At 73.4% G+C, this 14,094-nt stretch carries 13 protein-coding genes; 4 read left to right on the top strand and 9 right to left on the bottom strand.

Annotated elements, in window-relative coordinates:
- Positions 1-46: 46 nt before the first annotated feature.
- The 6 genes from Q5425_RS04275 to Q5425_RS04250 form a co-directional block, all read right to left on the bottom strand.
- Positions 47-3,490, bottom strand: coding sequence for a beta-ketoacyl synthase N-terminal-like domain-containing protein (locus tag Q5425_RS04275; RefSeq protein ID WP_308670780.1), 3,444 nt, complete (start codon positions 3,488-3,490; stop codon positions 47-49).
- Between the two features lie 546 nt (positions 3,491-4,036).
- Entirely contained in the window at positions 4,037-4,267 is a 231-nt protein-coding gene (locus Q5425_RS04270) for a hypothetical protein (RefSeq protein ID WP_396135124.1), read from the bottom strand.
- Positions 4,268-4,370: 103 nt separating this feature from the next.
- Positions 4,371-5,636: a helix-turn-helix domain-containing protein gene (locus tag Q5425_RS04265; RefSeq protein WP_308670750.1), complete on the bottom strand. Its 1,266-nt coding sequence runs from the start codon at positions 5,634-5,636 to the stop codon at positions 4,371-4,373.
- Between the two features lie 17 nt (positions 5,637-5,653).
- Positions 5,654-6,334 (bottom strand): alpha/beta hydrolase, encoded by a 681-nt coding sequence (locus tag Q5425_RS04260; protein ID WP_308670749.1) that lies wholly within the window; start codon positions 6,332-6,334, stop codon positions 5,654-5,656.
- Positions 6,331-7,452, bottom strand: a complete 1,122-nt coding sequence (locus tag Q5425_RS04255; protein WP_308670748.1) for an FAD-dependent monooxygenase — start codon at positions 7,450-7,452, stop codon at positions 6,331-6,333. Before Q5425_RS04255 ends, Q5425_RS04260 begins: the two co-directional genes overlap by 4 nt.
- Positions 7,449-8,138, bottom strand: a complete 690-nt coding sequence (locus tag Q5425_RS04250; protein ID WP_308670747.1) for a TetR/AcrR family transcriptional regulator C-terminal domain-containing protein — start codon at positions 8,136-8,138, stop codon at positions 7,449-7,451. The genes Q5425_RS04255 and Q5425_RS04250 overlap by 4 nt, the downstream gene beginning before the upstream one ends.
- A gap of 432 nt (positions 8,139-8,570) precedes the next feature.
- Here Q5425_RS04250 and Q5425_RS04245 point away from each other — a divergent pair, with 432 nt between their 5' ends.
- On the top strand, positions 8,571-8,996 hold the full coding sequence (locus Q5425_RS04245) for a DoxX family protein (protein WP_308670746.1): 426 nt from the start codon (positions 8,571-8,573) through the stop codon (positions 8,994-8,996).
- On the opposite strand, the gene Q5425_RS04240 is transcribed toward Q5425_RS04245, so the two are convergent.
- Positions 8,993-9,502: a VOC family protein gene (locus Q5425_RS04240; RefSeq protein WP_308670745.1), complete on the bottom strand. Its 510-nt coding sequence runs from the start codon at positions 9,500-9,502 to the stop codon at positions 8,993-8,995. The two genes, Q5425_RS04245 and Q5425_RS04240, sit on opposite strands and share 4 nt — an antisense overlap.
- Positions 9,503-9,898: 396 nt before the next feature.
- Between Q5425_RS04240 and Q5425_RS04235 the strand changes: the two genes are divergently transcribed.
- From Q5425_RS04235 to Q5425_RS04225, 3 genes are read left to right on the top strand one after another with little or no spacing between them, the layout of a single operon-like run.
- Positions 9,899-10,531 carry an NAD(P)H-binding protein gene (locus Q5425_RS04235; protein WP_308670744.1) on the top strand — a complete coding sequence of 211 codons (633 nt, stop codon included), beginning with the start codon at positions 9,899-9,901 and terminating at the stop codon, positions 10,529-10,531.
- Positions 10,532-10,569: 38 nt separating this feature from the next.
- Positions 10,570-11,439, top strand: coding sequence for an alpha/beta fold hydrolase (locus Q5425_RS04230; RefSeq protein WP_308670743.1), 870 nt, complete (start codon positions 10,570-10,572; stop codon positions 11,437-11,439).
- Between the two features lie 4 nt (positions 11,440-11,443).
- A complete protein-coding gene (locus Q5425_RS04225; protein WP_308670742.1) occupies positions 11,444-12,034 on the top strand; it encodes a TetR/AcrR family transcriptional regulator in 591 nt (196 codons plus the stop codon).
- Here Q5425_RS04225 and Q5425_RS04220 read toward each other — a convergent pair.
- Complete coding sequence (locus Q5425_RS04220) at positions 12,031-12,576, bottom strand: dihydrofolate reductase family protein (protein ID WP_308670741.1); 546 nt, start codon at positions 12,574-12,576, stop codon at positions 12,031-12,033. The genes Q5425_RS04225 and Q5425_RS04220 overlap by 4 nt on opposite strands.
- A 102-nt stretch (positions 12,577-12,678) precedes the next feature.
- Positions 12,679-13,806, bottom strand: coding sequence for a S1 family peptidase (locus Q5425_RS04215; RefSeq protein ID WP_308670740.1), 1,128 nt, complete (start codon positions 13,804-13,806; stop codon positions 12,679-12,681).
- Between the last annotated feature and the right edge of the window lie 288 nt (positions 13,807-14,094).

Here is a 14,094-nt window from a genome sequence, read left to right as displayed (position 1 = left end):
CAGTTCGGCACGGCCGCGGTGGCGGCCGTGTGGTCGTGCGTGCGGCTCACGGGTGGTGTCCCCGAGCCGGCGGGTCGATCCAGCACCGGCTGCGCCGGAACGGGTGGCCGGGCAGCGGCACCCGGCCGGGGCGGGCGCCGTCGTGCCGGGCGGCCCAGTCGACGCTGTCGCCGCCGACCCAGCGGGCGGCCAGTTCGCGGGCCGCCCCGGGCGGCCCGGCCAGGTCGGTCCCCTCCGCCAGCAGCGTCTCGAGGGCTTCGACGGCTTCGGCCGCGGTCGTCGCGACCACGGCCGCGCGCACGGCGAACTCCCGGCGCCCGACGGCGAGGGTGTAGGCGACGTCGGACAGGTCCGGCGGGTCGGCCGCGAGCCGGTCGCGCACCGCGGAAAGCGCCTCGCGCAGGCAGTCCCGGTCCCGGGCGGACACCGGCAGGACGTGCGGGCCGCCCGCGGTCACCCGCGGCCCGGACGCCGGTGGTTCTTCGACGATCACGTGGACGTTGGTGCCGCCCATGCCGAACGCGCTGACCCCGGCCACCCGCCGCGGCGCCTCCGGCCAGCCGGCGGCCTTGACGGGCACGTAACACGGCCCGCCGGCCAGGTCGACCTCCGGGTGCGGCTCGGTGAAGTGCAGGTTCGGCGGGATCACGCCGTGGCGCACGGAAAGCACGGTCTTGATCAGCCCGGCGATCCCGGCGGCCGCGTCGAGGTGACCGATGTTCGTCTTGACCGAGCCGAGCGCGCAGGTGCCGCGCGGGACGTCCCGGTACACCCGGTTGAGCGCGGCCACCTCGATGGCGTCGCCCAGCGGTGTGCCGCTGCCGTGCGCCTCGATCAGCCGCACCTCGGCCGGGTCGGCCCCGGCCACGGCCAGTGCTTCGGCGACCGCGGCCGCCTGGCCCGCCGGGCTCGGCACGGCGTACCCGGCGCGATCGCCGCCGTCGTTGGTCATCGCCCAGCCGGGCAGCACGGCGTGGATGTGGTCGGAGTCGGCGAGTGCGTCGGACAGGCGCCGCAGCACCACGACACCCGCGCCCGAGCCGAACCCCGCGCCGTCGGCCGCCGCGTCGAACGACCGGCAGCGGCCGTCCGGCGAAGCCATGCCGCCGGCGCGGTAGCGCGGCCACGTGATGCTCACCCCGCCGGCGATCGCCAGGTCACAGCGGTAGTCGGCGAGGCTCTGGGCGGCCAGCGCGACCGCGGCGAGCGAGCTGGAACAGGCGCTCTGGACGGCCACCGCGGGCCCGGTGAGGCCGAACCGGTAGGCGAGGAGGCCGGGCAGGTGGTCGGGGAGCTGGCGGCCGAGCAGCCTGCCCTCCCAGTCGTCGGGGTCGACGTCGCCGCCCACGACGGGGTTGCCGAACAGGTGGAACAGGAAGTACCGGTTCACGCCGGCGGAGCTGAACACGCCGACCGGGCCGGCTTCCCGCGCCGGGTCGCGGCCCGCGTCCTCCAGTGCCCGCCAGGCCGTCTCCAGGAAGAGCCGGTGCTGCGGGTCGGTGCGCGCGGCTTCCTCCGCGGTGAACCCGAAGAACCCGGCGTCGAAGTCCTCGACGCCCTCGATCCGGCCCCCGGCGCGCACGTGCGCGGGGTCCGCGCGCAGGCCGGGGCCGATGCCGAGCGCGGCCAGCTCGTCGTCGGTGTAGTCGTGGATCGCGTCGGTCCCGGCGCAGAGGTTCCACCAGAACGCGCCGGCGTCCGGCGCGCCGGGGAACCGGCAGGCGAGCCCGACGACGGCGATGAGGTCGCTGCCGGGTTCGTCCTCGCCCGGTTCGGCCGCGGCCGCCCGCGGACCGTCCGGAGCAGACCGTTCCAGGTGCGCGGCCTGCGCCGCGATCGTCGGGTGCTCCAGCAGGCTCAGCAGCGGGACGTCGGTTTCGAACTCCGCGGCCAGCCGCTGCTGGACCCGGCCCAGCAGCAGGGAGTGCCCGCCGACGTCGAAGAACGCGTCCGTGGTGCCGAACCGGTCGTGCCCGAGCACCGCGCTCCAGATCGCGTGCACCCGGCGCTCCGCCGGGCCGGACGGCCCGGCCGGGGCGGGCGCGGGCGGCCGCGGGTCCGGAAGGGCTTCCTCGTCGAGCTTGCCGCTGACGGTGAGCGGGAAGGCGGCGACCGCGGTCACGGCCGCGGGCACCGCGTACCCGGGCAGCACCTCGGCCAGCGCGGCCCGCAGCGCGGCCCCGTCCGGCCGCTCCCCCGCCACCGGGACGACGTAGGCGAGCAGTTCGCCGTCGCGGACGATCGCCCGCGCTTCGGCCACTTCGGGTTGTTCACCGAGCCGCGCCTCGATCTCGGTCAGCTCGATCCGGAACCCGCGCACCTTGACCTGCCGGTCCAGCCGGCCGAGGCAGACGAAGTTCCCGTCGGGCCGGACCCGGCCGAGGTCGCCGGTGCGGTAGCTGCGGACGCCGTCGCCGGTGGTGCCGAACGCCGGGCCCGGCTGGTCGAAGTAGCCCTCGACCAGGTATTCGCCGCTGACCTGGAGCTCACCGCCCTCGAGCACGGTGAGCGTATAGCCCGGCAGCGCGGTCCCGATGGGCAGCGGGCCGGTGGCGCCGGTGTCGACGTCCGCGGCGGTCAGCCGGTACTGGGCGGCGAAGGTCACTTCGGTCGCGCCGTAGCCGTTGACGTACACGCACCCGGGGGCGAACCGGCCGCGGCGGACGTCGGCGTAGGTGGCCTGCTCGCCGCCCAGCAGGACGGTCCGGACCGAGGGCAGGCCGCCGTCGAGGGCGTCGAGCAGGTAGCGGTAGACCGTGGGCGTCGAGTGGTAGACGGTCACCCCGTACCGCGCGAGTTCACGGGCCGCGTGGGCCACGCCGTGGGCGCGGACGTCGACCGGCACGACGGCGGCCCCGGTCAGCAGCGCCGGGTAGAGGTCGGGGATCGCCGCGTCGAAACCGAAGGAGGCCAGCAGGCTGAGCCGGTCGGCGCCGGTGATCCCGAGGGTGGTGATCTGGTTGCCCACCACGTGCAGCAGGTTGCGGTGGGTCTGCGCGACGGCCTTCGGCGTCCCGGTGGAGCCGGAGGTGAACAGCACGTAGGCCGGCGCGTCCGGATCCGGATCGGGCACCGGCAGCGGCGCGGTGTCCTCCCCGTCCGCTCCCGCCCGCACGACGCGGGCGGACTCGCTGCGGCACAACGCTTCGGCCAGTTCGAGGTGCTCGGGATCGGCCAGCACGGCCGCCACCCGGGCCGCCGCGACCTGGTGGGCGAGCCGGTCGCGCGGGAAGGTCGGGTCCAGCGGGACGTAGGCACAGCCCGCCGCCAGGGTGCCGAGGATGGCGGAGATGGCGCGCGTGCCGTGCCCGGTGACCAGGCCGACGAACTCCCCCGGCCGGACCCCGGCGTCGAGCAGCCGTGCAGCGTGCCCGCCGGCCAGCGCGGCCAGCCTGCCGTAGCTCACGGCCGAGCCGTGTTCGAAAACCGCGACCCGATCGGGCGACCGCCGGGCAATTTCCGCGAAACGTCTGAGACAACCGGCTGGCATCATCGACCGGAGTCGGCCCCCGACGGCGAATGGGCGCGCGGAAACCAAGGCGGTGACGTGGACTTCATCTCACTCCCCAGTGCGATTGACGAAGAATCACGCAAGGTTAAGGGGCGCGAGGCGGTCTACGGGTACGCAATCCGCAGAGTTCAGCCGAATGAACTATCGATCCTGGACCGGTCGCCGCAGGTTCCCACGTCATCCATGGTTAAGGACAGGGACTCCTGCCACTGTGGACACTCGTTCGGCTACCCATCGTGACGCGTGCGGAATTGTGTCGCGGATTCGGTCGGATATTCACCGACATCCGTTTGGGCCGTTTTGTTTCGGTGCGACGGGGGTGGCAATTTCACGAAATCGATTCAGCCCGAAGGTGGGTGGTTGAGCCGGGCTGCGGTGTCCACAGCGGAGGGTGGGTTCGCCGGAGAGGCCGAGCGAGCACGGCGGCGCCAGCCCGCCCGGACCGCCGTGTCGAGGCCAGGCGAGGCGAGGCCAGGCGAGGCCAGCCGGCTCCAGCCGAACCGGTACCCCGGCTGCAGCCCGGGCTCAGCCCGCGTTGGCCAGGAAGCCCTGTCCCGACGGCGCACTACGCATGAGGCACGCGTGGCACGGCATGCCGCGCAGCCCGTCGAGCACTTCGGCTTCGCCGGGGAAGATCGACTCGCCGCACAGGGCTGTCAGGTGCTCCGGGACCGGGCCGGTGGGGACGGGGATCAGGTGGCAGACGCGTCTGCTCTCGCCGACGACACCTCGGCGTAGCCGCACCAGTGCGAGCATTCCACCGTTCTCACCCATGGGAAAACCGTAGGGGAGGATCCGCCCGCGGACTTCGTGCCGCCGACCCAACGATCTTCGGCCCCGGTGGTCCGGGACACCAAACTCACACCGGGGAGAGCACCGCCGCGCCCAGCCGGCGGCACAGGGCGAGCGCCAGCTCGACGTCCAGGCGTCCGTCGGCGAGCCCGCGGGGCAGCAGTTCCTGGGCCTTGCGGATGCGGTACTGCACGGAGTTCTTGTGCATCGTCAGCTCGCCGGCCGCCGCGGTGTAGCTGCCGCCGGAGTTCAGGAACACCCGCAGCGTCTCGCGCAGCCGCCCGCAGTTCTCGTCGTCGGCGGCCAGTGGCCCGAGCGTGCTCGCGACCCACAGCCGGGCCGCGTTGAGGTCGCTCGTCATCAGCGCCACCGTGCCGACCTCGCGGAAGGTCAGCACGCGGTCGCAGTGCTCGCCGGCGGCCAGGGCCAGCGCGTGCACCCGGCGGGCCTGCTGGTGGGTGTCGCGGAAGCCGCCGACCCCGGTGCCGGGGTCGCCGACGGTCACCCGCACGCCGGATTCGGCTTCCGCGAGGACCGCGTCGAGGTGCTCGCGGCCGACCGACGCGCCCGGGGCGAGCGGGAGCCACACCCAGGCGCTGGCCTCGTCCCGCGGCACGAACAGCGGCCGCCCCTGCCCGCGGACGCGCTCGAACACCGCACCTGCGACCGACTCGAGCACCGTCAGCGCGTCGTCGACGAAGGCCGCCGACGCGTGCCAGACGATCATCCCGACGTGCGTGCCGCGCAGGCGGTAGCCGATCACCGCCTCGGCCGCGTCGACGTCCGGGGGCGGGCCGTTCTCGCCGAGCAGGTCCGCCACCTTCGCCGCCCGCGCGGCGCTGCGGTTGAGCAGCCAGCGGTCGCGTTCGTCCTGGTAGACGCCGACGAGCTGGCGGACGACCCGGGTGATGAACTCGTAGGCGACCCGCAGCAGCCGGCGCATCATGGCCCCGAGCAGGGCCGCGTCGTCGACCGAACGGGTGCACTCCTCGAACCCGAAGTCGAGCATCGCGGCCTGCCCGAGGTCGTACGCGCGGATCAGGTCGAACACCGGGGTGCCGCGCTGGGCCAGCCGGCGCGCGTACTCCATCGCCGCGGCCGGCGGCTCGACGGTCGCCGGGTCGATGCCGTGCCGGAAGATCTGCAGCGCGGTCTCGATGTTCTGGTACACGCTCGCCGACAGCAGGCTCACCATGCGCTCGTCGTCGTTGACCAGCTGCGGCAGATCGGTGGCGTACAGCTGGACCAGCTCACCGGTCAGTTCGCCCGCGCGGCCCTCGAGGGTGGCGGCGATCTGCCGGATGCGCTCCGAGACGACTTCTTCGTCCACCATGGAGCCACCTTAGGGGGTCATGGATCAAGCCGGTCGAGGAACTCGTCGATCAAGTCGAACGTCGCTCCGGGAGCTTGCACGGCGGGCTGGTGGCCCGCGCCCGGGACGACCTCGAACCGCGCGTCGGCGAACGCGGCCGCGTAGGCCTTGCCGAACGCCGGCGGGACGACGGTGTCGTCTTCGCCCCAGATCAGCAGGGCCGGGATCCGGACCCGGGCGAGGCGGCGCAGCAGCTTCGCATCGGCCAGGCCCGGGCCGGTGTAGGTCCGCAGCGCGGCCAGGTCGGCCGGGTCCGGTCCCGGCGCACCGGGCGGCGGCTGCGGCAGCCGCACCGGGTGTCCCTCGATCTCCGGGCCGATCGCGTCGAGCAGGACGAGCGCGCCGAGGCGCCGTCCGCGGTCGCGGACGGCCATTTCGGCCGCGACCCAGCCGCCGAAGGAGCCGCCCACCACGACGACGTCTTCGAGGTCTTCGTCGTCGAGCAGGTCGAGGTAGGCCACGGCGAGGTCGTCGACGCCGGTGCACCAGTCCGGGCGCGGGGTGCCCGACCAGCCCGGGTGGGTCGGCGCCAGCACACGGGCGCGCGGTGCGAGGCGCTCGACGACCGGGGTGACGCTGCGGGGTCCGGCGCCGCCGTGCAGGACCAGCACGGCGGGGTCGCCGCGGCCGGTGTCGAGGAGGTCGTGGATCGGGGTCATGGGAGATCCTCTCCGTGCTGGGCGGTGAACCGCTTCATCCGCTCCACCATCGCGCCGGGGGCGCCGGGGGCGAAGCAGGCTTCGAGGTTGTCCGCCGAACCCCGGGCGGCTTCTTCCGCACGGGGGAACATCGTGGTCTCGTAGGCCGAGAGAGCGCTTTCGACGTCGTCGTGGTCCGCCAGCGCGAGGGCGAGTTCGGCGGCGTCGAGCATGGCGAGGTTCGCGCCCTCGCCGGCGAAGGGCGACATGACGTGGGCGGCGTCGCCGAGCAGCGTCACCCCCGGTACCCGCGCCCAGCGGTGCCCGACCGGCAGGGCGTGGATCGGCCGCGGGATCAGGGCGCCTTCGCTTTCCGCGACGAGCGCCCGCAATCCGGGGGCGAAGCCGGCGAAGACCTCGAGCAACCGGTCCCGGTCGGCCAGCCCGGTGGCGGCGGCCGCGTCCGCGGTCCGGACCGCCGCGTACACCCGGATCCGCCCGCCGCCGGTGCGCTGGGCGATCAGCCCTTTCCCTTCGGCGAGCGCGAACATCGACCCGGCTCCGACGAGCGCCGCCGCGGCCGGGCGCCGTTCGTCCACTTCGGACAGCCGGGCTTCCACGAAGGACAGCCCGGAGTAGCGCGGCACCGCGTCCGAAAGCAGCGGCCGGACCTTCGACCAGGCGCCGTCCGCGCCGACGAGCAGGCCGGCGTCGACGACCTCGCCGGTGTCGAGGGTGAGCGTCCCGGCGGACACCGCGGTCACCTTGGCGCCCCAGCGGACCACGCCGTCGGGCAGCGATCCGGCCAGGATCCGCTTGAGTTCGCCGCGATCCACCTCCGGCCGCGTCCCGCTGCCTTCGCCGGCGATTTCCTCGAAGCGGACGGCGCCGCGGCGGTCGAGGATCCGCAGCGCCTCCCCTTCCTCGCGGACGACGGCGCGGAACTCCCGGGAGAGCCCCGCTTCGGCCAGCGCGCGCTGGCCGGACTCTTCGTGCAGGTCCAGCGTGCCGCCCTGGTCGCGCGCGGCCGGTGACGCGTCGAGTTCGTACACGGTGGCCGGGATCCCGCGGGTGTGCAGGACCCTGGCCAGCGTGAGGCCGCCCAGGCCACCGCCGACGATCGTGACGGGCGGAGTCACCGGGTCTCCCCGGGATCGGGGCGCGGGGTGGCGAGCGCGCCGTTCAGCAGCGCGTCGAACGCCCACCTCGCGCGGACGGGGCCGGGCCCGGACACCAGGTCGGTGCCCAGCGCGGCGATGTGCGGGTGCGTCCGCGAGGAGACGCCGGCCAGCGACTCGGCCATGACCTCGTGTTCCCGGGCCGCGCCGGGCCGTTCCCGGCGGCTACCGTGTTCGACGGCCGCCGCGGTGGCGGTCAGCAGCAGCACGTCCACCGCCCACGCGGCCTGTCCCGGCGCCATGCCGCCCTCGTCGAGCAGGGCCAGCACCGCCTCGACCAGCGCCAGGAAGCGGGGGCCGCTCAGCCGGGTCACCAGCGCGACCCGGGCGAGGCTCGGGTGGGCGAACAGCACCGACCGGTAGGAGCCCAGCACCGCCCAGAGGCGTTCGCGCCAGTCCCCCGCACCGTCCAGTTCCACTTCGGCGAGCAGTTCGTCGAGCACCGCGGCGTGCAGCTCCTCGGTGTCCTTGACGTAAACGTAGAGCGAGGCCGCCCCGGTGTCGAGTTCCCGGGCGAGCCGGCGCATGGTGACGCGCTCGACGCCTTCGGCGCGCATCACCGCGACGGCGGCCGCCACGATCCCCTCCCGCGTCAAGGCGGGCTTCGCCGGGCGCTCCCGGCGGTTGTAAGTGCTTTCCGGAGCCATCGCTCCAGTTTAACGAACATGTTCGTCCCGAGCACGTTCGGGCCGAACATGTTCGAGTGAGCTGCACCACACGCACAACACGTCATTCGGGGGTGTGGAATACGGCAATCGGATCCACGATTTTGTTAAGTCGTCCGTTAAGCAGCTCGATCGAAAGACTCGAAAACAATCTCGAAAGCACGGACCACTTTCGCAACTGGTCTGGACCACATAGGAAGATCACCCGTACGGCCTATTTTGCCTGCGTAGCAAGGATGCCAGAGCCTCGCCGGAAGCGATCCACCCATTTTCGAAACTCGCTTACACGACGATTGGAGCTTGTGGCAACTCTCCACGGGCGGTATATCTTGTTGACCGAATTCGCACCGGCCGGCGTTACCGCCGGCCGGTTCGTCGCCGCCCTCTTCCCTCTCCCCGCTCACCGGAGGCACCATGCATCGCCTGGACCCGGCCCGCGACCACGTCATCGGGCTCTACCGCATCGTCATCGGCTTCCTTTTCGCCTGCCACGGCCTCAAGACGCTGTTCGGCCTGTTCGGCGCGAAGTCCACCGCCGCCGTCGGGGCCTGGCCGGGCTGGTGGGCCGCGGTCATCCAGCTCGTGTGCGGCGCGCTCGTCTGCGTCGGCCTCGGCACCCGGGTCGCCGCCGTCCTCGGCTCCGGCTCGATGGCCTACGCGTTCTTCGTCGTCCACCTGCCGCTCGGCCTGTTCCCCATCCAGAACGGCGGCGAAGCGTCCGCGCTGTTCTGCTGGTCGCTGCTCCTGGTCGCGTTCGTGGGCCCGGGCCGGTTCGCCCTCGGCAACATTCCGGTCCGGCAGCGGGCCGCGGAGCCGACGCGGGCGGGCGCCACGGTCTAGGGGCGGGAGATCCCGACGCCGCTGCGCGCGTCGGGACCGTACTTGGCCAGTTCCGCGGCGAGGTCGAGCCGGCCGAGGGACTTCGCCCGGTCCTCTTCGGTCAGCAGGTCGCGGGGGATGATCCAGACGACCTCGAACTCCAGCCCGCTGGGATCCTTGGCGTACAACGACTTCGTGGTTCCGTGGTCGGACGAGCCGACCAGCGCGCCCGCTTCGGTGAGCCGGGCGGCGAGCCGCTCGAGATCGCCGAGGGTGTCGACCTCCCACGCGAGGTGGTAGAGCCCCACCGACGTCCGCCCGGCGCCCGAATCCGCGGCGTCCGCCCCGATCTCGAAGAGGCCGAGGTCGTGGTCGTTGACCGACCCGGGCGCCCGCAGGAAGGCCGCGCCGCGGTGCGCGTCACCGCCGTCGATGTACCCGAAGCCGAGCACGTCCCGGTAGAACGCCACGCTTTCGGCCAGGTCCCGGACGTAGAGCACGGCGTGGTTCAGGCGGAAGATCGACATCAGGGTGCTCCACGGTCCGCGCGGCGCGCAATTCGGTTGAAGTTTCAACTGAAGGCTAGGCGCGAACCCCCGGACCGGTCAAGCGGCTCGACCCGGGCGACGGAGGCCCACTCTCGGTACGTCCGCCTACCGACCGGGCGACAAACCTTCGACACCGGATCGAGGCCCTGGTCAGAGGTCCGGACGATTCGTAGGGTGGGTCCACCGCAGGACACCGTGTCAGCTGTCCCGCGGGCGGTGGTGCCCCGGATCCGACCTTTCCCCGAAGCCACGTCCGGGGCACCACCGCATCTTCCGCCACTCGCGCCCCCTTCCTCGTCGACGCCGCCCTTCGGCTCGATTACCTTAGCTCTAAGGTACAATTCTTAGCGCTAAGCAACCGAGTCAAGGAGCCCCATGCGCATCACCGTGTTCGGCGCCGCCGGCGCCGTCGGCCGCCGGGTCGTCGCCGAAGCCCTCACCCGCGGTCACGAGGTCACCGCCGTCGTGCGCGACCCGCGCCGCGCCGCGGACCTGCCGCCGGCGGCCACCGTGCGCACCGGCGACGCCGCGAAGCCCGGCGACGTCACCTCGCTCGCCCGCGGCCAAGACCTCGTGATCACCGCGACCCGACCGGCGCCGGGCCGCGAGCCCGAACTCGCCGAGGCCACCCGGGGCCTGCTCGAAGGCCTGGCCGGAACCGGCGTGCGGCTCGTGGCCGTCGGCGGCGCGGCCACCCTGCGCACCCCGGGCGGGACGACGGTGCTCGACGACCCGGCCTTCCCCACCGAATTGCGGCCGATCGCCGCGGCCTGCCGGGACCAGCACGAGGTGTACCGCGCCGACACCGGCGTCGGCTGGACCTACGCCAGCCCGCCCCTGCTCCTGGAACCCGGCGAGCGGACCGGCCGCTACCGCCTCGGCGGCGACGACCTGCTCGCCGACGCCGACGGCCGCTCGGCGATCTCGATGGAGGACTTCGCGATCGCCCTGCTGGACGAAGCCGAACGGCCGCGCCACCACCGGACCCGCTTCACCGTCGCCTACTGAGCATTTACATACATACACCATGTATGTAACCTGGCCGCATGACGGAACGCAGCGAAGCACTGGGTCAGGAGCACCGCGTCCGGCTGCCCGCCGGCGAAGTGCGGTACCACGAGCGGGGCACCGGGGCCCCGGTGGTGTTCGTGCACGGGGTGCTGACGAACGCGCAGCTGTGGCGCAAGGTCGTCCCCGACGTCGCCGCGGCCGGGTTCCGGTGCCTGGCCCCGGACCTGCCACTCGGCTCGCACGACCTCCCGATGCGCGCGGACGCCGACCTCTCCCCCACGGGCAACGCCGACGTCATCGCGGACTTCCTCGATGCGCTGGACCTGCGCGACGTCACGCTCGTCGCGAACGACACCGGCGGCGCGCTGACGCAGATCCTGCTCAGCCGCCGTCCGGAGCGGGTCGGGCGGGTCGTGCTCACCCCGTCCGACTGCTTCGAGTACTTCTTCCCGCCGATCTTCAAGGCGCTGCCGCCGCTGGCCCGGATCCCCGGGGCGATGGCGGTGCTCGGGCAGCTGCTGCGCATCCGCGCGCTGTACCCGCTGCCCATCCTCTTCGGCTGGGTGGTCAAGCGGCCGCTGCCGGACGCCGTCGCGCAGGCCTACCTCGCGCCGCTGCGCCGGTCGGCCGGGGTCCGCCGGGACCTGCGCAAGCTCCTGCGGGAGGTGCACCCGCGGCACACGCTGGCCGCCGCCGAGGCCCTGCGCACGTTCGACCGGCCGGTCCTGCTCGCGTGGGCGCCGGAGGACCGGCTGTTCCCGATCCGGCTGGCCCACCGGCTCGCCGCCCTGCTGCCGCACGCGAAACTCGTGGAGGTGCCGGACTCCTACACCTTCGTCCCCGAGGACCAGCCCGCGGTGCTGGCCCGCCACGTCGTCGGGTTCGCGGGCGCCGTGGCAGATTAGGCGGGTGCGACGTACCCAGCAGGACCGTTCCGCCGGCACGAAGGCCGCACTGGTCACCGCCGCGCGGGAGCTGTTCGCCGCCCGCGGCTACCAAGCCGTGCCGGCCGACGAAATCACCCGCGCCGCCGGAGTCACCCGAGGCGCGCTGTACCACCACTACGCCGACAAGCAGGGGTTGTTCCGCGCCGTCGTCGAAGAGCTGGAACGCGAACTGACCGAAGAGGTCGGCGCCGCGTTCGCCGCCGGCGCGGACCCGCTTTCCGGCATGCTGCAGGGCCTCGGCGTCTTCCTCGACGCCTGCCTGCGCGAGGAGGTCCGCCGCATTTCGCTCACCGACGCGCCCGCGGTGCTCGGCTGGGACGTCTGGCGCGAGATCGAGGCGGAGTACGGGCTCGGCCTGATCGTCGCCGTGCTGGAGCAGGCCAGTGCGGACGGGCTGATCGTCGAAATGCCCGTCCGCGCCCTGGCCCAGCTGGTGCTCAGCGCGGTGATGGAAGCGGCGCGGATGATCGCCGCCGCCGACGACCCGGCCCGGACCCGGGCCGAGGTCCAGCAGGTCCTCGGCGGGTGGCTCGGGAGCCTCCTGCGGACCTAGCGCGTCCGGTAGGTGCTCAGCACCGCGGCCCCGGCCCGGCTGCTCGACACGAGCCGGAAGTCGGCGGCCGCGCCGTCGAAGAGCCGCCGGCCCGCGCCCACCACGCTGGGGAACACGAGCAGGCGGTACTCGTCGACCAATTCGCGGCGGGCGAGCTCCTGCGCGATGCCGATCGAACCGATGACGACGACGTCCCGTTCCTCGCGCTCGACGGCCTCGACGAGATCTCCCTGCAGCAGGACCGAGTTCTGCCACGCGGACACGTCGTGGCGGGTCCGCGTGGCGACCAGCTTGGCGGCGGCGTTGAGCCGGTCGGGGAACTCGCCCGACCGGCCGGGCCAGAGCTTCGCGAACAGCTCCCACGTGGTCCGGCCGAGCAGCAGGACCCCGGTGTCGAGCAGGGCGCCGAGCCGGAACTTGTCCCCGGCCACCGCCTCCGGGCCGTGCCGGAACGCCCAGCCGCCGGTGGCCGTGCCGCCGGAGCCGTCCGGGTCCTCCACGACGCCGTCCAGGGTGGTGAACTCGACGACGACCACGCTCATGACCGCTCCCGGTGACTTCGCGCCGCGCCCCGGTGGCGCGGCCGCACCGGTACCTACCGGCGGCGGCCGCCGGATTCATCGGCCGCCGCCGGCGGGATCCCCCTACGCCGTGACGAGGGACAGACCGTAGGTCTGCAGGATCTCGTTCACCGGCTGGAACCACGTCTCCCCGCCGGAGCCGCAGTTGCCCCAGCCGCCGGAGGTGACACCCTGGGCCTGGTCACCGGTGATGAACGAGCCACCGGAGTCGCCGGGCTCGGCGCAGACGTTGGTGCGGGTCATCTGGTAGACCGCGCCCTGGGCGTAGTTGACCGTCTCGTTCTGGCCCAGCACCGTGCCGCAGTGCCAGTGCGTGGTCGAGCCCGAACGGCACACCGACGTGCCGACCGGCGCGACCCACGACCCGCGGACGAGCGCGTCGCTGACCGTGCCCCAGCCGAGCACGACCGGCGCGGTCCACCAGCCACCGCCGATGCGGATGAAGGAGTAGTCGTTGCCCGGGAAGGAAGATCCGGCGAAGGTGCCCATCCACGAGCCGTCCCAGCCGACGACCGAGCTGCCCGTGCCGCCGCAGTGCCCGGCGCTGACGAACCCGCCCTGCACGGAGAAGCCGATCGAGCAGCGGGTGTTGCCGTTGATGTAGTACGGGTCGCCGCCGACGGTGCCCGCCGAGAAGGGCTCGGCGGCCGGCGCGGTCGCCACCGTGACCGGGCCGGCCTTCGCCGCCCGCGCCAGGAAGGCGTCGACCTCAGGCCCGCGGGCGCCCGGGCGCACGGTGACCACGACGCTGCCGGCCCGCGGGTCGACGCGCCAGCCGCTGACGGCGGCGGGGGCCGGATCCGCCTTGGCCGAGGCGTCGATCGCGGCCTTCGCGGCGTCGAGCTTCGCCGCGCTGGTCCGGGCGGCGGTGGGTTCGGCGCCGGCCTGCCGGACGGCGACGGCCGCGGCGGGGTCGGTCACGCCGACGACGAGCTTGCCCAGTGCCGGGTCGAACCACGCGCCGCCGAACGCGGCGCCGGCGGCCCGCTGGGCGGCGGGCAGCACCCGGGCGGCGGACATCTCCTGGGTGAGCCGGGTGGACGCCTGGGCGGCGGTCAGCCCGAGATCCCGCTGCATGGCGGCGATCAGCCCGGGCGACGCCTGGGCGGCGGCGGGGGTGAGGGTAGCGGAGGCCAGTGACGCGGTGAGGACGGCGACACCGCCGAGGGCCAGGGCGATTCTTCGACGCATGGGAACTCCTCCAAGGCCGGGGGAAAGAAACACACCGTCCGCCGAGTGTGCGGCGGGGGCGGCGCCGGGTCCAGATTTGTCCGGTCTTCTGTCCGGAATTCCCGTCTGTCTACTATGGAGTTTCGAGCGCAAAATGTTGGGATGACACACTTTTTCGCGCGCACGACCGAGGCGCGGACCGGCCACCGGCCTCGCCCGCGCCGTGCCGCCACCCCTTCTTCGCGGCTTTGCAAAAAGGTCTGAACCAAGTAGAGCACGGCGCCGCGGGCGGCGGCCCGAACGGGAGTC

This window comes from Amycolatopsis sp. A133 (assembly GCF_031082405.1).
Lineage (GTDB): Bacteria > Actinomycetota > Actinomycetes > Mycobacteriales > Pseudonocardiaceae > Amycolatopsis.
Note: the sequence above shows the minus strand (reverse complement) of the source record. Positions and strands in the feature narration are given on the sequence as shown.